General features: G+C 37.3%; 19 protein-coding genes. 8 read left to right on the forward strand and 11 right to left on the reverse strand.

Annotated elements, in window-relative coordinates:
* Positions 1-11 precede the first annotated feature (11 nt).
* Positions 12-1,103 carry a mannose-1-phosphate guanylyltransferase gene (locus tag AC07YT_RS01175; RefSeq protein WP_086546266.1) on the forward strand — a complete coding sequence of 364 codons (1,092 nt, stop codon included), beginning with the start codon at positions 12-14 and terminating at the stop codon, positions 1,101-1,103.
* 523 nt (positions 1,104-1,626) lie between these two features.
* On the opposite strand, the gene rlmB is transcribed toward AC07YT_RS01175, so the two are convergent.
* Positions 1,627-2,394, reverse strand: a complete 768-nt coding sequence (gene rlmB, locus AC07YT_RS01180; RefSeq protein ID WP_086546264.1) for a 23S rRNA (guanosine(2251)-2'-O)-methyltransferase RlmB — start codon at positions 2,392-2,394, stop codon at positions 1,627-1,629.
* 200 nt (positions 2,395-2,594) lie between these two features.
* Between rlmB and dnaB the strand changes: the two genes are divergently transcribed.
* Positions 2,595-4,157 (forward strand): replicative DNA helicase, encoded by a 1,563-nt coding sequence (dnaB, locus tag AC07YT_RS01185; protein WP_086546262.1) that lies wholly within the window; start codon positions 2,595-2,597, stop codon positions 4,155-4,157.
* Between the two features lie 345 nt (positions 4,158-4,502).
* Here the strand turns inward: dnaB and chrA are convergent, their stop codons facing one another.
* Both chrA and AC07YT_RS01195 read right to left on the reverse strand, forming a co-directional pair.
* Positions 4,503-5,720 carry a chromate efflux transporter gene (chrA, locus tag AC07YT_RS01190; RefSeq protein ID WP_086546260.1) on the reverse strand — a complete coding sequence of 406 codons (1,218 nt, stop codon included), beginning with the start codon at positions 5,718-5,720 and terminating at the stop codon, positions 4,503-4,505.
* Positions 5,721-5,760: 40 nt separating this feature from the next.
* Positions 5,761-6,096, reverse strand: a complete 336-nt coding sequence (locus AC07YT_RS01195; protein WP_086546258.1) for a tetratricopeptide repeat protein — start codon at positions 6,094-6,096, stop codon at positions 5,761-5,763.
* A gap of 129 nt (positions 6,097-6,225) precedes the next feature.
* On the opposite strand from AC07YT_RS01195, the gene AC07YT_RS01200 reads away from it, so the two are divergent.
* The 5 genes from AC07YT_RS01200 to AC07YT_RS01220 all read left to right on the forward strand — a co-directional run bounded on the left by AC07YT_RS01200 (position 6,226) and on the right by AC07YT_RS01220 (position 11,424).
* The gene (locus AC07YT_RS01200) at positions 6,226-6,963 is read left to right on the forward strand and encodes an electron transfer flavoprotein subunit beta/FixA family protein (RefSeq protein WP_086546256.1); all 738 of its coding nucleotides are present in this window, start codon (positions 6,226-6,228) and stop codon (positions 6,961-6,963) included.
* 109 nt (positions 6,964-7,072) lie between these two features.
* Entirely contained in the window at positions 7,073-8,041 is a 969-nt protein-coding gene (locus AC07YT_RS01205) for an electron transfer flavoprotein subunit alpha/FixB family protein (RefSeq protein ID WP_086546254.1), read from the forward strand.
* A 71-nt stretch (positions 8,042-8,112) separates the two neighbouring features.
* Positions 8,113-8,727: a bifunctional nuclease family protein gene (locus tag AC07YT_RS01210; protein WP_086546252.1), complete on the forward strand. Its 615-nt coding sequence runs from the start codon at positions 8,113-8,115 to the stop codon at positions 8,725-8,727.
* Positions 8,728-8,914: 187 nt separating this feature from the next.
* Entirely contained in the window at positions 8,915-10,294 is a 1,380-nt protein-coding gene (locus tag AC07YT_RS01215; RefSeq protein WP_086546250.1) for a nucleoside permease, read from the forward strand.
* Between the two features lie 8 nt (positions 10,295-10,302).
* The gene (locus tag AC07YT_RS01220) at positions 10,303-11,424 is read left to right on the forward strand and encodes a DUF3667 domain-containing protein (protein WP_086546248.1); all 1,122 of its coding nucleotides are present in this window, start codon (positions 10,303-10,305) and stop codon (positions 11,422-11,424) included.
* A 171-nt stretch (positions 11,425-11,595) separates the two neighbouring features.
* Here AC07YT_RS01220 and AC07YT_RS01225 read toward each other — a convergent pair whose 3' ends face one another.
* The 8 genes from AC07YT_RS01225 to AC07YT_RS01260 all read right to left on the reverse strand — a co-directional run bounded on the left by AC07YT_RS01225 (position 11,596) and on the right by AC07YT_RS01260 (position 18,266).
* Complete coding sequence (locus tag AC07YT_RS01225; RefSeq protein ID WP_086546246.1) at positions 11,596-12,885, reverse strand: citrate synthase; 1,290 nt, start codon at positions 12,883-12,885, stop codon at positions 11,596-11,598.
* Positions 12,886-13,018: 133 nt separating this feature from the next.
* Positions 13,019-13,549: a DUF3347 domain-containing protein gene (locus AC07YT_RS01230; RefSeq protein ID WP_086546244.1), complete on the reverse strand. Its 531-nt coding sequence runs from the start codon at positions 13,547-13,549 to the stop codon at positions 13,019-13,021.
* A 95-nt stretch (positions 13,550-13,644) separates the two neighbouring features.
* The gene (locus AC07YT_RS01235; protein WP_086546242.1) at positions 13,645-14,196 is read right to left on the reverse strand and encodes a hypothetical protein; all 552 of its coding nucleotides are present in this window, start codon (positions 14,194-14,196) and stop codon (positions 13,645-13,647) included.
* A gap of 152 nt (positions 14,197-14,348) precedes the next feature.
* On the reverse strand, positions 14,349-14,873 hold the full coding sequence (locus AC07YT_RS01240) for a hypothetical protein (RefSeq protein ID WP_086546240.1): 525 nt from the start codon (positions 14,871-14,873) through the stop codon (positions 14,349-14,351).
* Positions 14,874-14,992: 119 nt separating this feature from the next.
* Positions 14,993-15,922: a tRNA (adenosine(37)-N6)-dimethylallyltransferase MiaA gene (gene miaA / locus AC07YT_RS01245; protein WP_086546238.1), complete on the reverse strand. Its 930-nt coding sequence runs from the start codon at positions 15,920-15,922 to the stop codon at positions 14,993-14,995.
* Positions 15,922-16,704 (reverse strand): PDDEXK family nuclease, encoded by a 783-nt coding sequence (locus tag AC07YT_RS01250; RefSeq protein WP_086546236.1) that lies wholly within the window; start codon positions 16,702-16,704, stop codon positions 15,922-15,924. Before AC07YT_RS01250 ends, miaA begins: the two co-directional genes overlap by 1 nt.
* A gap of 53 nt (positions 16,705-16,757) precedes the next feature.
* Positions 16,758-17,120, reverse strand: coding sequence for a hypothetical protein (locus tag AC07YT_RS01255; protein ID WP_086546234.1), 363 nt, complete (start codon positions 17,118-17,120; stop codon positions 16,758-16,760).
* Positions 17,121-17,171: 51 nt separating this feature from the next.
* Positions 17,172-18,266: an MBL fold metallo-hydrolase gene (locus tag AC07YT_RS01260; protein WP_086546232.1), complete on the reverse strand. Its 1,095-nt coding sequence runs from the start codon at positions 18,264-18,266 to the stop codon at positions 17,172-17,174.
* A 563-nt stretch (positions 18,267-18,829) separates the two neighbouring features.
* Here AC07YT_RS01260 and AC07YT_RS01265 point away from each other — a divergent pair.
* Positions 18,830-19,846: a LacI family DNA-binding transcriptional regulator gene (locus AC07YT_RS01265; RefSeq protein WP_086546230.1), complete on the forward strand. Its 1,017-nt coding sequence runs from the start codon at positions 18,830-18,832 to the stop codon at positions 19,844-19,846.
* Position 19,847: the final 1 nt, after the last annotated feature.

Below are 19,847 nucleotides of genomic sequence, written 5' to 3' on the forward strand. Positions count from 1 at the left end.
TAATTTATAAAATGAATAAAGATTATTATGCATTAATTATGGCCGGTGGCGTCGGAAGTCGCTTTTGGCCAGTAAGCAGAACAGAATACCCAAAACAGTTTATCGATTTTTTTGGTGTAGGTAAAACTTTGATACAAAGCACCTACGATCGATTTTTAAAAATTTGCCTTCCTGAAAATATTTTTATTGTTACCAACGAAATTTATTCGGATTTAGTAAAAGAGCAGTTGCCACAGCTCAGTGCAAATCAAATTCTGGCAGAACCTTTATTAAGGAATACAGCACCTTGTATTGCTTACGGAAGTTTAAAAATTGCTCAATTAAATCCAAATGCGACTATTGTTGTAGCTCCTTCTGATCATACCATTGCCAATATTGATGGCTTTATAGAGTCTATTCAGCAATCATTAGATGCAGCTTCTAAAAACGATTGTTTAATCACATTAGGTATTAAACCAAACCGTCCGGATACAGGTTATGGTTATATTCAGCACACCGATTATGTGCTCAATACCGATACCGACCTGCATAAGGTTAAAACCTTTACCGAAAAGCCAAATCTGGAATTAGCCAAATCATTTTTGCAAAGTGGCGATTTCCTGTGGAATGCCGGGATATTTATCTGGTCGGCTAAAGCGATTTTAAGTGCCTTCGAAAAACATCTGCCGGATATGTATGAGATATTTAATATCGGCAGGTCTGAGCTGAATACGGAAGGAGAAAAAGCCTTTATCAATAATGCATATTTCCAATGCACCAATATTTCAATTGATTTTGGGATTATGGAAAAAGCGGAGAATGTTTACGTGCTTCCATCCGATTTTGGCTGGTCTGATTTAGGAACCTGGGCCTCTATTTATGAGATGGCCGAGAAAGACTATGTAGGCAATGCGGTTATCCCTTCGGAGCAGGTATTGATGTTCGATTCATCGAACTGTATGGTAAATGTGCCGAAAGATAAATTGGTGATCCTGCAAGGACTGCACGATTACATTGTGGTCGAAAACAATAATATGCTCATGATTTGCCCAAGAAACGAAGAGCAGAGAGTTAAGGAGTTTGTCGCTGAAGTTAAATCGCGCTACGGAAATAAGTTTATTTAGGATGGATGATGTGAGAGGTAAGATGGATGATGTGGCATAGCTTATATTACCCATCTTACATTTCCCTTTTAACCCTATAATGGAAGATCCTGAAACGAGTTCAGGATAACGAACCACGATGAGGTGTATGAATCGATACTAATTCCATCAGCCCTTTTACGTCTTACCTCTTACATTTTCCCTTCAACCTATAATGGAGGATCCTGAAACAAGTTCAGGATGACGAACCCTGATGAAATGTATGAATCATACTAATTCCATCAGCCCTTTTACATCTTACCTCTTACATTTTCCCTTAAACCTGTTATAAAAGATCCTGAAACAAGTTCAGGATGACGAACCCCGATGAGGTGTATGAGTCGATACTAATTCCATCGTCCCATTTTCCTTTACATCTTACTTATTACCTTTTCCCTTTTAACCTATAATAGAAGATCCTGAAACAAGTTCAGGATGGCGAACCCCGATGAGGTGTATGAATCGATACTAATTCCATCAGCCCTCTTCCCTTTGACATCTTACCTCAAACTGTTCTTTGTCTGACCGCTTCGTATAAAATTACCCCGGCGGCAACCGAAACATTTAACGATTCGATTTTTCCAGCCATTGGTATTTTAGCTAAATGATCGGCTACCCTTAAAAGATCGTTAGAAATTCCTTCATCTTCTGAGCCCATTACAATTGCCGTAGGCATGGTATAATCTGGTGCATAAATAAAATCACTTGTTTTTTCGGTACAGGCTACAATTTGCAGACCGCTTTCCTGTAGAAATAAACAGGTTTTGTGCAGGTTAGCATGGCGACAAATCGGAATGCTGAATAAGGCACCCGCAGATGTTTTAATGGCATCTGCATTGATCTGTGCTGCATTTTTTAACGGAACAACAATGGCATGAACGCCTACACAAGCAGCCGTACGGGCAATTGCACCCATATTGCGGACATCAGTCACGCTATCTAAAACCAAAATTAATGGAACTTCTCCTTTTTCAAAAACAGCTGGAACAATGTCTTCAATATTCTGATAGGTAATGGGAGAAATAACGGCAATTACACCTTGATGGTTTTTCTGCGACATGCGGTTCAGCTTCTCAACTGGAACCGAATTTAAAGGAATCAAAGTATCTTTTAGAAGCGCTTTCAATTCTAGAAAAAGATCACCGCCCAAACCGCGTTGCTGGTAAATGGTTTCAATATCTCTTCCTGCTTTAACGGCTTCTATTACGGCCCTGATGCCGAATACAAACTCATTATTCTCTTTTGCGCGTTGCGGTCTTCTAAAATTATCCATGTTTTGAAATTGTTAGGCAAAAGTATTCAAATAAAATGTTTTAGCCCTAAACAATGTGCTCCTTATTAACATTTAATTGTTTAAAAATTTATATGGCATCATAAATCCAATAAAATTTAATCTGATTATGCTTCAATTTGTTAACAAACAGCTAGTAACTAATTCGAGCAACCGCATCAAAATTTGATTACTTTTGTGGAATGAGTATCGATAATGAACAAGGCGGAAAGAACAGTATGACTGCTAGAAAAAGCAGGTTAAGTAATACCATAAGTTCACAAGGGAAAATCCCCCCTCAGGCGTTAGATCTTGAGGAAGCAGTTCTTGGGGCATTAATGCTCGAAAAAGATGCGCTTTCTGCTGTAATTGATGTTTTGAAACCAGAGGTTTTTTATAACATTGCCCATCAGAAAATTTTTGAAGCCATTCATATCCTATTTCAGAAATCGCGACCGGTTGATATTTTAACCGTAACAGCCGAACTGCGTACATTAGGCACTTTAGAAATAGTTGGTGGCGCTTATTACATTACCAATTTAACCAATAGAGTTGCTTCAGCAGCGAATATCGAGTTCCACGCACGTATTATTTCTCAGAAATATATTCAGCGTGAGTTAATTAGGATCTCTACCGAAATCATTACAAATGCCTACGAAGATACAACTGATATTTTCGATCTCTTAGATCAGGCAGAAAAAGGACTTTTTGAAATCGCCCAGAATAACCTGCGTAGAGATACACAGAAAATGGACGATATCATTAAACAATCGTTAGCCACATTAGAAGAGCTTCGTACCAAAACCGATGGTTTAACCGGTGTGCCAACAGGTTTTACAGGATTAGACAGAATAACTGGTGGCTGGCAAAAGCAGGATTTAGTGATTATTGCTGCACGTCCGGCGATGGGAAAAACGGCTTTCGTACTAACCTGCGCAAGAAACGCCACCGTCGATTTTGCAAAGCCAACAGTGGTATTCTCACTAGAGATGTCGTCAGTTCAGTTGGTGAATCGTTTAATTTCTGGAGAAGCAGAAATTGAACAGGAAAAAATCAGAAAAGGAAATTTACAGGAATGGGAATGGCAGCAGTTACACAGTAAAATTGGCCGTTTAACTGAAGCTCCCCTGTTAATTGATGATACACCTGCGCTAAATATTTTCGAGTTCAGGGCAAAATGCAGACGATTAAAATCGCAATACGATATTCAATTGGTAATTGTCGATTACTTGCAGTTAATGCATGGTAAAGGCGAAGGAAAAGGAGGCGGTAACCGTGAGCAGGAAATTGGTAGTATTTCAAGGGCACTAAAATCAGTTGCAAAAGAACTTGACGTTCCGGTGCTGGCACTATCGCAGTTAAGTCGTGCGGTAGAGAGCAGACCTGGTTTACAAGGAAAGCGACCAATGTTATCCGATTTACGTGAGTCGGGATCTATTGAGCAGGATGCGGATATGGTATTGTTCTTGTACCGTCCTGAATATTACGGTATTACTGAAGATGAACAAGGAAGGTCGCAGGCGGGTATTGGTGAGGTTATCATTGCAAAACACCGTAATGGTGAAACCGGGATCGTACCGCTTAAATTCGTAGGTAAATTTGTGAAATTCCAGGATCTGGAAGACGACTTTAATGCGCCACCAAATTCATTTGCTGCTGATCCTTCTGCGGGAATGTATCCATCTCAGGATTTTGAAAAACAAAGCAATGTGATTATCCGTCCTTCAAAAATGGACGATTATAATGATGATGATCCACCGTTTTAGGTATTGATAAATCCTAATGCTGTATAAAAAGTATTTCATTTAAGCGCAAGGTTTAGCTTTTTGGCCTCCCACTCCGCTCAGGATGACAAGTAAAGATTTCAACAATCAGAACTAAAAATGGGCGCTGGCACGAAAAGCTGATCCTGGCAGCAGGTAACCAGGCAATCTAAACCCGATAAAACGAATGCTCCCGATTTAAGCACTGTATATTTTATTTTTATTGTGTGCTTGCTTGTTTCACAGGTTTCATCGGAGCAGCAGTGATAGCGGGACTGCATTAAGCTATAATTTACTGCAATTGCTTTTCAAATTTTAGTTAAGATTCAAAACCTTCATCTGTTTTTACTAAAATAAATATCCGATCAGGATACCTGCCAACACAATAACCGGCGGGCTTATTTTTGTGAAATTAAGCAGCAGAAATGTGGCAAGCATAATTCCCAAAAATATCCAGTTAAAGCCCATGGGTATTAACAGCAGTACAAAAGCGGCGATAATAAATCCAACACTAACGGCATTGATTCCGGAAAGGCTATGACGGATGCGGGAGATCTTTTTCAGATCATCCCAAAATGGTACAATAAATAAAACGAGGATTAGTCCAGGTAAATTGATACCAATTACCCCGATTAATCCGCCTAAAATTTGCCCCCATAATCCGTATCCAAAATTCTTCATGCTTAATGCACCTAAATAGCTGGTGAAAGAAAATGTTGGACCAGGTAAAGCTTGTTGTAATGCAAAACCTGATAAAAATCCGGATGAAGGTAAATAATGTTTCATCTCTACAAACTCGGTAAACATCAGCGGAACAAGTACCTGTCCCCCTCCGAAAACCAATATTCCGTTACGGTAAAAGTTTTCGAGTAAACGGATCGGCAAACTAAAGGGCGATGTTCTGTTTATAATTGCGCCTACTAAGGCAAACAAAAGTAAAGCACCCAAAAAGTAAACTAGTTTTTTAGGGTTGATATTTGAAAAAAGTTTAACCCTTAGCTCTGCTTCCTCTTTTGGTGTTTCGATAGCCGAAGAGATCATTCCTCCTATTAATATTGACAATGGAAACACATAAGCATTTCTTAAAACTAGCGTAGCAATAACCGAAGCAATGGCCAGGAATATGGAAACCTGCGAGGATAAAACCTTTTTGCCAAGTTTCCAGGCGCCGTAAGCTACAATACCCAGTGCAATTGGCTGGATATACTCTAAAACATCATTGAACTTTTGTTTTTGATCGAGCAGGGCATAACTGATTGCAGCAAAAGTCATTATAGTTGCTGTGGGTAAAATCCAGATCAGGAAAGTGATAATAGCCAGTTTAAGTTTTCCAACCTTCCAGGCTATCCCAACCAGGGTTTGCGTAGATGCTGGTCCTGGGAGTACCTGTGCCAATGCATTTAACTCTAAAAGCTCCTCTTCTGAGATAAATTTTGTGCTCTGAACAAAGTATTTAAGCAATAGCGCCAGATGTGCCTGCGCCCCTCCAAAGGAAGTAAAGGTGAAAAAGATTACGTTTCTAATAAATAACCACTGTCTTTTTGCAGCAATAGGTTTTGTTTGCATTTATAATAATAAACTAAAAGCCCCTTCAGGGGTTTGGGGTTTAATCGTCTTCATAATCTAATCCAGCCGCTGTATTATATGCACCCTGTAATTCAGAAAAAGCGTGCATGTCTCTTTTGTTGCGTGCTACCTGCATACCTTGCTGATAAATGGCGATAGCCTTTTCTTTTTGATCGTCTTTTTCGAGTAATTTACCTAAATGGTAATAGGTGCCAACATAATCGGGATGTTTATCCGTTAACTGAAGGTAAAAAGAATAAGCCTTTTCCTTATCATTTTGTGCGTTATACTCTGTGGCTAAGGCATATAGTATAAAAGGATCGTTGGGATCACTTTCTAAAAATTCTAATAACTTACTTAAACGGGTTGATGACATTTTATTTCCTTGCTTTTTTAATTAAATTTGCAGAAAGACCTTATATAATAAACATATAACATATGAAATTATCATGAGCTAATCAATTCAGCTTGATAACGTCATAGCAATAAAAACCACTATTAACATATGAAAATATTAGTTTGTATCAGTAATGTGCCAGACACAACGACAAAAATAACTTTTACTAATGATAATACCGAATTCAATACGTCAGGAGTGCAATATATTGTTAATCCATACGATGAAATCGCTTTATCAAGGGCAATTGAGTTGACCGAAGGCGGTAAAGGAACAGTAACCGTTATTAATGTCGGCGAAGCGGGTAACGATCCTACCATCAGAAAAGCGCTTGCAATTGGTGCAGATGATGCAGTTAGGGTTAATGCGGCACCGAGAGATGCTTATTTCGTGGCAAAACAGCTAGCAGAATATGCAAAAGATAAAGATTTCAATCTAATTTTAACTGGTCGCGAGTCTATTGATTATAATGGTAATCAGGTTGCCGCTATGGTTGGCGAATTTTTAGACATCCCTTCAGTATCTATTATTAAAAAATTAGATGTTGATGGCGATACAGCAACAATTGAAAGAGAAATTGAAGGTGGTAAAGAAGTTTTAACGGTTTCAGGTAAGTTGGTTGCAAGTTGTGCCGAAGGCGTAGCAGAACCAAAAATTCCGAATATGCGTGGTATCATGAGCGCCAGAACAAAACCATTGGTGGTAGTAGATGCCGTTGCTATTGAAGAAGTAACCAAAGTAACCAAATACGAAACCCCTGCTCCTCGCGGAACGGTAAAATTAATTCCTGCCGACCAAACAGAATCGTTAATTAGTTTACTTCACAGCGAAGCTAAAGTGATATAAGTAGTTGGCAATTTTCAATTTCCAGTTGTTTAATAATAAAGAGATAATAAATAGAATTAATTTCATTATAAAATAAAAAGTCCCCTTCAGGGGATTTAGGGGTAAATATATGTCAGTATTAGTATATGTAGAACAAGCTGAGGGAAAATTTAAGAAATCTGTATTTGAAGCCGTATCTTATGCCAAAGCCATTGCCGATCAACAATCAACTCAGTTAACCGCAATTTCTATTGGCGACGTAGCTGATAGCGAATTAAAGGAATTGGGTAAATACGGTGCATCCAAAGTATTAAACGTGAGTTCCGATCAGTTAAAAACTTTCGTAAACCAGGCTTATGCAAGTGTTATTGCAGCAGCAGCGGAAAAAGAAGGTGCCGATATTGTGGTTTTATCTAACTCTTTCTCTGGCAAAGGTTTAGCTCCACGTATTGCAGTAAAACTTAAGGCAGGTTTAGCTGACGGTGCAGTTGAGTTACCGAGTAATGATGGTAAATTTTCGGTTAAAAAAACCGCTTTTTCAGGTAAAGCATTTGCCATTACCGAATTAACATCGGCCAATAAAGTAATCGCGTTAAACCCAAATGCATTTGGTGTTAAAGAAAATGCTACTGATGCAGCAATAGAAGTTTTTACCGCTGATGTTAAACAATCAGATTTAGGAACTGTTATTAAAGAGATTGTTAGGGCAACAGATAAAGTGTCATTACCTGATGCAGAATTGGTGGTTTCGGCCGGTAGAGGTTTAAAAGGACCAGAAAACTGGGGAATGATTGAAGAATTGGCTGGTTTGTTAGGTGCAGCTACAGCATGCTCTAAACCCGTATCGGATGCAGACTGGAGACCACACTCAGAGCACGTTGGTCAAACCGGTATTGCCATTAGTCCTAACCTTTACATTGCAATCGGTATTTCTGGCGCGATCCAGCATTTGGCTGGTGTGAGTTCTTCAAAAGTGATTGTCGTAATCAACAAAGATCCGGAAGCACCTTTCTTTAAAGTGGCCGATTATGGTATTGTTGGAGATGCTTTTGAGGTGGTACCAAAATTAATTGAAGCATTAAAAGCACATAAGGGATAATTTTTGTCATCCTGAGCCTGTCGAAGGATTAAATTAAATGTTTCGACAAGCTCAACATGACATCGACAAATATGAAAAAAGTTAAATTAGATATTGTAGGTTTATCTTACAGCCAGACTCAATCTGGTGCTTATGCCCTTGTTTTAGGAGAAGTAAATGGACGCCGCCGCTTACCGATTATTATTGGTGCTTTTGAAGCGCAGGCCATTGCTATAGAAATTGAGAAAATGACTCCTAGTAGGCCATTAACACATGATTTGTTTAAATCAATGGCTGATACTTTTCATATCAATATCCAGGAAATTATCATATATAACCTGGTTGATGGTGTTTTTTATGCAAAGCTGATTTGTAGTGATGGTAAAAATACACATGAAGTTGACGCCAGAACATCTGATGCTATTGCTTTGGCTGTTCGGTTTAATGCCATGATTTATACCTACGAATTTATTTTAGCTTCCGCCGGAATCGTAATCGAAGGCAATGACTTTCTTTTTCTCGAAAACATGGATTCTATTGCAAAGGAACCCGAAGCAGATAGCTTGCCAACCTCAACCCAGCAACAAGGTTATGGTGATTTAACATTAGAAGAGCTTCAACAAAAATTACAGGAAGCTATTGCCGATGAAGCCTATGAAAAGGCCGCAAGATTAAGAGATGAGCTCAATAAACGCGGAACATCATAGCATTGATGCTGATAAAATGTTTATCTGGTCTAAATTTGTCTGAATTTTCTTCTCAAATCCACTCTATAAAAGCTAAATTCTAAGATGAACCAAATTGTTTAAAATAATTTAGGTTCATTTTGGATTATCATTTAAAATAGTTCTATATTCAGCTTTTACTTTCAATCATTCAAACTAAACTATTATTATGAACGTTAAGTTTCGCTTAACTATAATGAGTTTCATGCAATTCTTTGTATGGGCTGCCTGGTTAATTACGATTGCAAATTATTGGTTTGGAACCAAACAATGGGATGGTGCAGATTTTGGGATAATTTTCTCTACCATGGGCATTGCATCGTTATTTATGCCAACCATAACAGGTATTCTTGCAGATAAATGGATCAATGCTGAAAGGTTATATGCAATCTTACATATTCTTTATGCCGCCACCATGTTCTATCTTCCTCAGGTAGAAGATCCACACACTTTCTTTTGGGTAATACTGGTAGCCATGTGTTTTTACATGCCAACCATTGCATTAAGTAATTCCATTAGCTACACAACGTTAAAAAACGGCAATTTCGATGTAGTGAAAAACTTTCCACCCATTCGTGTATGGGGAACGGTTGGTTTTATTGCTGCCATGTGGCTTACCAATTTAACGGGTAATAAAGCAAGTGCGAATCAGTTCTACATTGCAGGTGTCAGTGCCTTAATGCTGGGATTATACTCTTTTACCCTTCCCGCCTGTAAGCCTTTGAACCTCATTAGTGAGAAAAAAACATTCGCACAGAAACTGGGCTTAGAATCTTTCAAGCTGTTTGCCGACTACAAAATGGCATTGTTTTTTATCTTCTCTATGTTTTTAGGAGCTGCATTACAATTAACAAATGCTTATGGTGATGTATTTTTAGATGAATTTAAATTATTTCCTGTTTTTGCCGAATCTTTTGTCATCCGATATTCTACCATTATTTTATCCATCTCTCAAATATCAGAAACATTGTTTATTCTGGCTATTCCATTCTTTTTGAAAAGATTTGGGATTAAATGGGTAATTGCAATTGCCATGTTTGCCTGGGTATTACGTTTTGGCTTATTTGCTTTTGGCGATCCATCTACCAATTTATGGATGATCATCACTTCTTGTATTGTATACGGTATGGCATTCGATTTCTTTAATATTTCGGGGTCATTGTTCGTCGAAACATCAACTACACCAAAAACACGTTCATCTGCACAAGGTTTATTTATGATGATGACTAACGGTTTCGGCGCTGTGTTTGGAAGTTTAGTATCAGGTTGGATGATTAATAAATATTTTACGACCTATTATAGCAGTATCGATTCGTTATCTAAATATGTAAAGAGCGAAGCAGACAATAAGCATTTGCTGCAGTTTTTGAAAAACAAAGGAATCAGCGTGTTAGAGAATGGAAATTTAAGCAGGGCTTTAGATGTAAAAGACTGGCACAACATCTGGCTATCTTTCACCATTTATGTATTGGTTATTGCGATAGTTTTTGTTGTCATATTTAAACACAAACATACACGGGCAGAAGTAGAAGCCATTAACCATTTATAATTTATTCCATGTCAGCTGGTAAGTATAGAAAAGAACACAATTGTTTAAACTGCGGTGCTCATGTTGAGAAACATTATTGTAGCGATTGCGGTCAGCCGAACCTAGAGTTAAAAGAAAGTTTCTGGGCTTTTATCAGCCACAGTATTGCGCATTACTTTCATTTCGACAATAAATTTTTTCAAACCCTCTCTCCTCTTTTAACAAAACCCGGAAAGGTTACGCTCGATTATTTAGCCGGCAAAAGGGCCCGCTATATTAATCCGGTGAGTATGTACATCTTTGTTTCCATCGTATATTTTTTGGTGGTGTATTCGCCAAAACATAAAACAAAGGAAAAACATGAAAACGGCATCACGATTGAAAATAAAAGGAGTGAAAATGTTACCGATAGTGTAAACAAGGCACTGAAACTTACAGGAATATCTAAAGAGATTGCAAATAAGGCGACAACATCGATTAATAAAGCAATCAAGAAAAAAGAATTTGTAAAACTTGGTTTTGCTGACCAGGAGAAAGAGTTAAATAGACTTAAAACAGAAAATACCACCCTCAAATCGGATTCTATTAATGACCTGATCGAAGATTTTAACGAGATTCATATTGAAAGGAACGATAGTACTTATGCTGCTTATTTAAACAGACAGAAAAAATTACCACCAGCCGATCAGGATAGCTGGTATGAGCGGTTAATCAAAAAGCGGGCGATCAATATAGGTGAAAAATCTGAAGTCATTCAGGAAACCTTAGAACATAACCGCCCAAAACAGTATTTCTTATTGATGCCGCTATTGGCGCTGTTCATCATGTGGAATTTCAGGAAAAATCATATTTATTATTTAAACCACCTGATTTTTACCATTCACGGTATGACTGCCTATTTTATTGTGCAGATTTTTACAAACCCATTGGTTAAGCATGTTTTTGGCAACAGTGCCATTATTACCAATATTATTCAATTTGGTGTGGTGGTTTGGATATGCTGGTACATGTACAATGCGTTAAAAGTGTTTTACCAACGTAAACCTTCCAGTATTATATTTAAAATGTTCTGGATCTTTGTGATGTACTGGATCGCATTTAATGTATCTGAAATGGTCATGGTAAACCTGATTTATTACGTGGCTACATAACTAGATCGTCATGCTGAACTTGTTTCAGCATCTATCATGGAGGGAAGATCCTGAGTTAAACTCAGGATGACGATCGTACAATAAATTCATCAGGGTGACGATTGTTAAAGAGTTAACCCCATAAAAAAACCACCCGATACTATCGAGTGGTTTTTTTTATGTTTAGTGAAATTATTTTCTGTCTTTAAGCTCAACAAATTCTCTATCGGTTTCGCCTACATAAATCTGGCGTGGACGACCTATCGGTTCTTTGTTTTCGTGCATTTCTTTCCATTGTGCAATCCATCCAGGTAAACGGCCTAATGCAAACAGAACCGTAAACATTTCAGATGGGAAGCCTAATGCGCGGTAAATAATACCTGAATAGAAATCTACATTTGGATATAACTTACGATCGATGAAATATTGATCAGTTAAAGCTGCTTCTTCTAGTTTCTTGGCAATTTCTAAAATCGGATCATCAATGCCTAAGTTCTCTAAGATATCATCACATGCTTTTTTAATGATTTTCGCTCTTGGATCGAAGTTTTTGTAAACACGGTGACCAAAACCCATCATGCGGAATGGATCGTTTTTGTCTTTCGCTTTTGCAATCCACTTTTCAGTATCACCACCATCTGCTTTAATTAGCTCCAGCATATCGATTACTGCCTGGTTAGCACCACCATGTAGCGGCCCCCAAAGTGCAGCGATACCAGCAGCAATTGAAGCATATAAATTACAGTCAGACGAACCTACTATACGAACGGTAGATGCTGAACAGTTTTGCTCGTGATCTGCATGCAGAATAAGCAGTTTATTCATGGCATTAACAACAATCGGATTTACATCGTAATCTTCTGTACGTTGTCCAAAAGTCATCCAAAGAAAATTGGTTACATAATCGTATTTATTTTTTGGATAAATAAGTGGATGACCTAATGATTTTTTATAAACGAAAGAAACAATGGTTGGGAATTTAGCCAAAAGTTTAATGATGGTTAAATCTTGTTCTTCTGCGGTTTGATTTGGTTTTAAGCACTCAGGGTAGAATGTAGACAATGAGAAGATCAGGGAACCTAACTGGCCCATTGGATGAGATCTTGATGGGTAACCATCAAAAAATTTCTTCATATCCTCATGAATGAGTGTATGCTTGCTGATCTCGGCTTGCAATCCTTCTAATTGAGCTTGCGTTGGAAGATCACCATAAATAATCAGATAAATTACTTCTAAAAAACTCGATTTTGCGGCAAGCTCTTCAATAGAATATCCCCTGTATTTTAAAATGCCTTTTTCACCATCTAAAAAAGTGATTTTACTTTTTGTAGAACCAGTATTTTTAAAACCAGTATCTAAAGTTACGAAGCCCGTAAGATCTCTTAATTTCGAAATATCAATGGCCTTTTCATCTTCTGTTCCTGTAATTACTGGCAATTCTACTGTCTTACCATCAACTTTTATCTCTGCAATATCTGACATATTATTGTATTGTGTTTATAGCTTTCTAAATTATATAAAATTAATATACATGCATAACAAATCTGTTAAATTAATATGAATAATTGGTCAAAATGACGTAACAATCATGCTTAATTAAACCAGGTTTGAAGACCTATTTTGCTTTAATCTCTTCAGCAACCCTACCGCATGCTAACATTTCGTTACCATAATAAGGGTTTTTAATTTCCTTTTCGGTTGATAACCAATCACCTCCGTTTCCTTTGTTAGCCATTGGGCAATGTTGAACATAGATGGTGCCTTTTTCTATTTCTGCATTTTTAAGTAAAGCAATTAAATCAGCACTTAAAACGGTAAAATCTTTTCTTTGTGAAACCAGATTACTGCTCTCTGCAATTTTTCCGGCAATATCGGCGGTAGGTTCGCAGCCTTCGTAGGCAGCTAAACTATTTTTTAATACAGCAGCAGATTTTTGTGCACTTCCGGCATCAGATTTGACCAGCGCATTTTTTAAATCTACATATTGTGTAAATATGGCCAGCTTCTTTTCGTCTTTTATCGAAATCTCATTTTTAACCGATGCAGAATCAGTTTTGATGGAGTCTTTTGCTTCTGATGTTTTTTGATCAGCCTGATTACAGGCCATCAATGTGGTGAGAATTGCTATTCCGAATATTCTTTTCATTGTATTTGGTTTTCGGCTCAAAATAGCAAATAAAAAGGTAAATAAATAAAAAAGTCCCGATTTTCATCGGGACTTTAAATTATATGATGTTTTAATTATAATTTAAAATTATAAGCTAACCTCAGGTTAAATTGTCCGGTTTTCATGAAGTAAAGATCAGAAGCGCTATTGTTTACATAACCTTCGTATTTTACACCAAGATCGAGACCGTTTTTCCATTCATAACCTAAACCTCCGGTATAGATAAAATTCATATTCGCACCTTCTTTTATGGCCAAACCTGAACCAAGTTCAGTAGCAAGGTACATCCTTTCAATCGGGAATACCCGGACACCACCTAATAATGGAATAAATTCGAATTTAAGCGGACTACCTTTCCATTTTAAACGGGTATAACCGCCAGAAGCTGTTACGGCTACGAATGGACTTAAATCATACTGAAGTTTTACATCGGCGCCATATCCATAATCCATTTCCGAACGGTCTGGAAATATTCCACCGTTTACACCTACGCCGATTTTAAATGCCATACCGCTTCCTGATGACATTGGTTCGGTAGAACCCATTGTTTGTGCCTTTAAATTTGAAGTGGTTAAAATTGCAAGGGCCGTTAATGTCGTTGCAAAAAGTTTAGTAATTGTTTTCATTTTAGATATTTTAAGTTATTAATTAAGGGTTTAGTTTATATACGTTAAAATATCAATGGTAGATTTTTAAATTTTCATTTTTTTCAGAATGTTGTGAAATAAAAAAGCCCCGACCAAGTGGTCGGGGCTTTCAATATCATCTCTGATTAACCTTACAGGCTAAATCCGTATGCTAAACGTAAACCAACATATCCTGTGCTAGTTCCATTCTGAGCTAAACCTTCATATTTCAGGCCTAAATCTAAACCATTACTCCAGGCGTAACCAACAGCTGGTGAATACACAAAAGAAGTTTTGCTACCTTCGTTTGTACCGAAACCAGCACCCAGTTCTGCTAAACCATAAATTCCAGAACCTGATGCATCAAAAAAGTATTTCACACCAGCTTTTACAGGAATATATCCAAAGTCTACTCCATCATAAGTCACATTACCTACAGTAATATCTTTAGCCAGGAAACGGGTATAACCAGCAGTTACTGGGATTGATAATTGTTTATCGATATCAAACTGATAACGTAAATCTGCACCAAGTGCTACATTGTATCCGTCACTAGTAGGTATACCACCAATAATTCCTATTCCTAATTTTTGAGAAGATTGCGCGTTAGCATTTGTAGAAAAGAAAAGTGCCACGACAGCTGCTGAAGTAGCAATAATTTTAGTAATTGTTTTCATTTTTAAGGTTATTGTTTTTGAGTTAAACTAATATGTTTCAACAAACACAAAGGTTGTGCCAAAAGGGCGTTTTTGATGCTATTTTAGCTAGAATCAAACGTTTTGATGACCAATAAAAGTTAATTTTGGATAACTGAAACTTTTTGGAGAATTAGCTGTTGTAAATGGTTTACCGGTGCTGATGCATCAAGCCAGATGATCTCAACACTGTCCTTTTCCATTTTCCTTAAAAATGTATTTTGCCGTTTGGCATATTGGCAAATAGCAATGCCGAGCTTTAGCCTTAATTCTTCAAAAGTGAATAGGCCATCGAGGTAATTAACGATGAATTTATATTCCAGTCCGTAGAAAACCAATATTTCTTTACTAATACCATCCTTTAGCAATTGCGCTACCTCATCAATTAAACCAGCTTTAAATCTTTCATCCAGTCTCGATAGAATTTTAGCCCTGGTTACTTCTACTTCATTCTTAAGGCCAAAAATAATGGGTTTAATTTTGGGCCGCTCTACAGTTTCCAGCTTATTATGCTTCAAATAATCTGCTATTTCCAATGCACGGATTAATCTCTTTTTTGAGGAAAGATCGACATGATCGCTGTTCTGGCTTTTATCACCATGCATTTTTGAAATCAACTCTTCTTTAGATAATAGATTTAACTGATCTCTTAATTGTTGATTTACGGGAATAGCCGTAAAAGTTTGATTTTGCAAAAGGCTATGGATGTACATTCCAGTTCCGCCACAAAGGATGGGGATTTTGCCTTTTGCTGTTATAGATGCAAAGGCCTGGTAGAAATCGTTTTTAAAAGCGTCTACGTGATAACGTTCGCCAGGTTCTAAAATATCGATTAAATGATAAGGAATGGTTTTGCCGTTAATATGGTATTCCTGCAAATCTTTGCCGGTACCGATATCCATGCGTTTAAATATCTGGCGGCTATCAGCACTGATAATTTCTCCATTTAAAGCTTCCGCTACGCTTACCGCCAGTTTCGTTTTGCCTGATGCCGTTGCACCTAAAATGATGATGAGATTGTGCTGATCCATTAGAACTTGAGAATAAACTTTAAACTTCCTGTATTAAACACCTCGGTTGCTAAAACCTGATGGTCTTTTTTAAGCTGACGATTTAGATTTCCATCCAGAACATAAACCTGAGGTTCCAGCATTGCTGTTTGCTTAAAACCTAATTTGATATAAGCTCCACCTGCCGACCAATCGCGATCTGCGTAAGTCATCAGGTCATTGGGTTTATAGGTTTCCGCGAAAAAGGAAATCAGTTTACTTAATCCTCCTGTAATAGAATAACCAGCTTTAACAGCAAACCTGATCAATTCTGCCGATCTGTAATTTTCGGTATGGTTCATTTTGCGCAGTGCCGAAAAAGTAGCAACAGCCACGAGTTCATTCTTTTCAAATAAACCAATTTTATAGCGGCTACTGACTGATCCCTGCAAATGATTTTCAATTAAAAAAGAATCGGAAACTGGTTTGGTAATTTTAGATACTTTGGTTTTTCTCCCGTGAATACGGATGTTTTGGCCAAGCAAAGATTTTATTCTCGCTAAAACCTGATCTGGTTTTGATTGCCAGAGGTCTTCCCAAAGATGAATAAGTTTAATGCCTTCGTGGTGATGTTTTTCCTGAAGCTTTAGAAGATCTTGCGGGCTGAATTGATTGTTTAAATCTACCAGGTGAACGACTAATTGATGATCGATCTGTAATAATCGAAATTGATCTTCGAAAGAAAAAAAACACTCAATTTTGTGATGAGCCAGCGCTATACATAATTGATGATGCCAGTTACCATTAGAAGTTAAATTATTCAATCAGCAGAAGGTTATTAGAAAAGTTATCAGCTGCAAATTTAACCATCAGATTGTTAAATCCACTCTTTTTCTTTAAAGTTAGTATGGATAATTTCGACTAAAGTTTCAACTTCTTTTAATTTAGAATCATCAAGAGCAGAAATTTGCAAACCTGCCTTATTTTGACCAAAATCACTTAAATTATGATTTGTTGTAGAAAATTCATCAGTATTGATTTTAACTTCTACGATATCCCCATTAATGTAAACGCCTGTAAAAAAGCGCTCAGTTACTTTTTCGCCGTTTATTGCTATATTTTTTTCGCTGTAAAGATCATAGCCGTTCTCCGAATTTTCGTGTACCGTATATCCACGAGTAGCGTAAGGCTGCATTCCAGCTCTAATGGTCTGAAAAATTTCAACAAGATCAGTTTTCATAATGGTATTTGATTTTAGAATTAAACACTACAATACCATTATTGTTTAGTTTTATTCTTCAAGCCACCAGTTTTCTGTAGGCAAATATTCATCTAAAATGATGGTTTCACCCAATTTTGGGGTAACCAAAGGAAGCTGCTTTGCTGCTGCAGCTAAAACCACTCTTTTAATGGGTTCGTTCCAGGGGTGCATGGCCAGGCTAAATTTGCCCCAATGCACGGGCATTAAAACTTTTGCTTTTAAATCGATAGCGGCCTGCACGGTTTCTTCCGGGAACATATGAATGTACGGCCAATAGGCATTGTATTGCCCGCATTCGAGCAGGGCTAAATCGAAAGGGCCAAACTCCTCACCTATTTTGGCAAAGTGTGCATCGTAACCAGAATCGCCTCCCAGAAATAGTTTATAATTTGCAGTTTTCAGTACAAATGCCGACCAAAGGGTTTGATTCCTTTTAAACTTCCTCCCGGTAAAATGTCTGGCAGGAACAGCTGTTAACTGCAGGCTGTCAAACAATGTTAGCGATTCATTCCAGCCAAGTTCATTGATTTTTTCTGTCTTAATTCCCCATCTTTCCAGGTGTGATCCCACGCCCAGTGAAGTAACAATAGATTTAACCTGTGGTGCAATTTTTAAAATACTATTATAATCCAGGTGATCGTAATGATCGTGTGTGATAACCAGGATATCGATATCTTTAAATTCTTCCGCTTTAACCACATCTGTGCCCAAAAAAGCTTTACTGCCGATAAATGAAAATGGAGATGGCGTTTTGCTAAAAACAGGATCGACCAGAATTCTTAAGCCTTGTACTTTGATCAGGTAAGATGAGTGTCCAAACCAGATAATTTCAGGAACATCGCTTTTAGCCTTTCCGTTTAAGTTAGGTAAAATAAAAGGAAGTGTTTTATCTGGAGCCTTATTAGGATGTTTTTCGAAAAGAAATGCGTTTAGAACCTTAAAAAAGCTAACACCCTCAGGTTGCATTAAGGTTATCGACTGATTTTGTAAGGCACCATCACGATAATTAGCGAGGTGGTGGATTTTTTCCAGTCGTAATCCCTTTGGCAAACGGCCAAAAACCGGAAGGTTTGTTATAATCAGAAAGGCGATTACGATAAAAAGTAAAATGTATACAGCTATCATTTATAAAATTAATAATAACCAAAGTAGGAATATGATTTTAAAAATGAAGCCTGAATTGTATATATGACGTATGGATTACTTCTAACCCCTTATAACAATACCTCAGGTAGCTGGAGGCATTGTTATGAAAATTTAAAATAATTAGAATGTACACTGCGTTATTTGTAACATGCGTAAATTTTATACCTTTGGAGAAGGGTTAAACATATAGCTTAGATAACTTTTGTGCCTGCTTGCAGGAAAATAACCCAATTTGGCGAGGAGTGGTACGAACACTTCTCGTCTTTTTGTTTAAATACCCCTCCAAATTGAGGGGTACTTGTGTTAATCATTGGGGTGTGCCTTTATGATTGTATATCAATTTTGTTTTTTAAGGGGTTAAAATTGCTTTCTATGTATAATTTTTCTATTATTATTTTTTAGAACGCAGCGTCATTAGTTTTTCCGAAAGTATTGATATTTATATAGCAGAGAAAAGAAATGAGGAAAAAAAACAACGCAAACGTTTGATTAATTTTGTATTATTACATATTGAAGAAATTTAATGTAGTTTAGCACTCAGAATGCAGTCGAAACCAACAACCATCAAAGAAATAGCCAGAATCTTAAACATTTCTCCATCCAGTGTTTCCAGGGGATTGCACGATCATCCGAGCATTGGAGCGGTAACGAGGGAGAAAATTAAGCAGCTGGCAAAGTCTCTAAACTATGAGCCTAATAATGCGGCAATTCTTTTTCAAAAAGGAAAAACATATACTATTGGCGTAATTTTACCTGAACTATCAGAACACTTTTTCTCCATAGCCATTTCTGCAATTGAAGACGAAGCCATTAAAAAAAACTATACAGTTATTTTTGCCCAGTCGCACGATAACTATGAGCAGGAAGTAAAGCTCGTTGAAAAAATGAAAAATCAACGCGTTGATGGTTTATTGGTATCCATCAGTAAAGACACTTCAAAGTTTGATCATTTCGAGAAACTCAATTCATTCAATATACCTGTCGTATTTTTTGATCGGATTCCTCCTTTTAAAAACGTACATTATGTAGCTTGCAGCCTGGAGAGTGCAACCGTTAAGGCTGTGAACTATCTTTTGAAAAAAGGACACAGAAGCATTGGCATGATTAATGGCCCAAGTACTTTATATGCGAGTGAGGAACGTAAAGATGGCTATATGCAGGCCATTACTTTTAACCGCTTAAAATTTGATCCATCGCTGGTGGTGAACTGTGATTTAACTGAGGAAGGCACTATCGACGCTGCTGAGCAATTTCTAAATCATAAGCGTAAACCTACCGCAATTGTAGCCTTTAACGATTATGTCGCGCTTTTCCTGATTAAATATTTCAAAAAACTGAATGTAATCAATGATTTTGACGTGGTGAGTTATGCAAATCTGCCGATTATCAGCTACCTGGATAATTCGCCTGTAGCTTCAGTAGAGCAATACCCCTATTTACAGGGACAAAAAGCCGCAAATATTCTGTTAGACCTTATTCATAGCCCTAATTCTGAGAACCAGGCGTATTACAACACCATTGTAGAGTCTGATTTGATTGTGAACGAGGTAAAAGAATAAA

The sequence above is a fragment of the Pedobacter sp. GW460-11-11-14-TSB4 genome, from assembly GCF_059423705.1.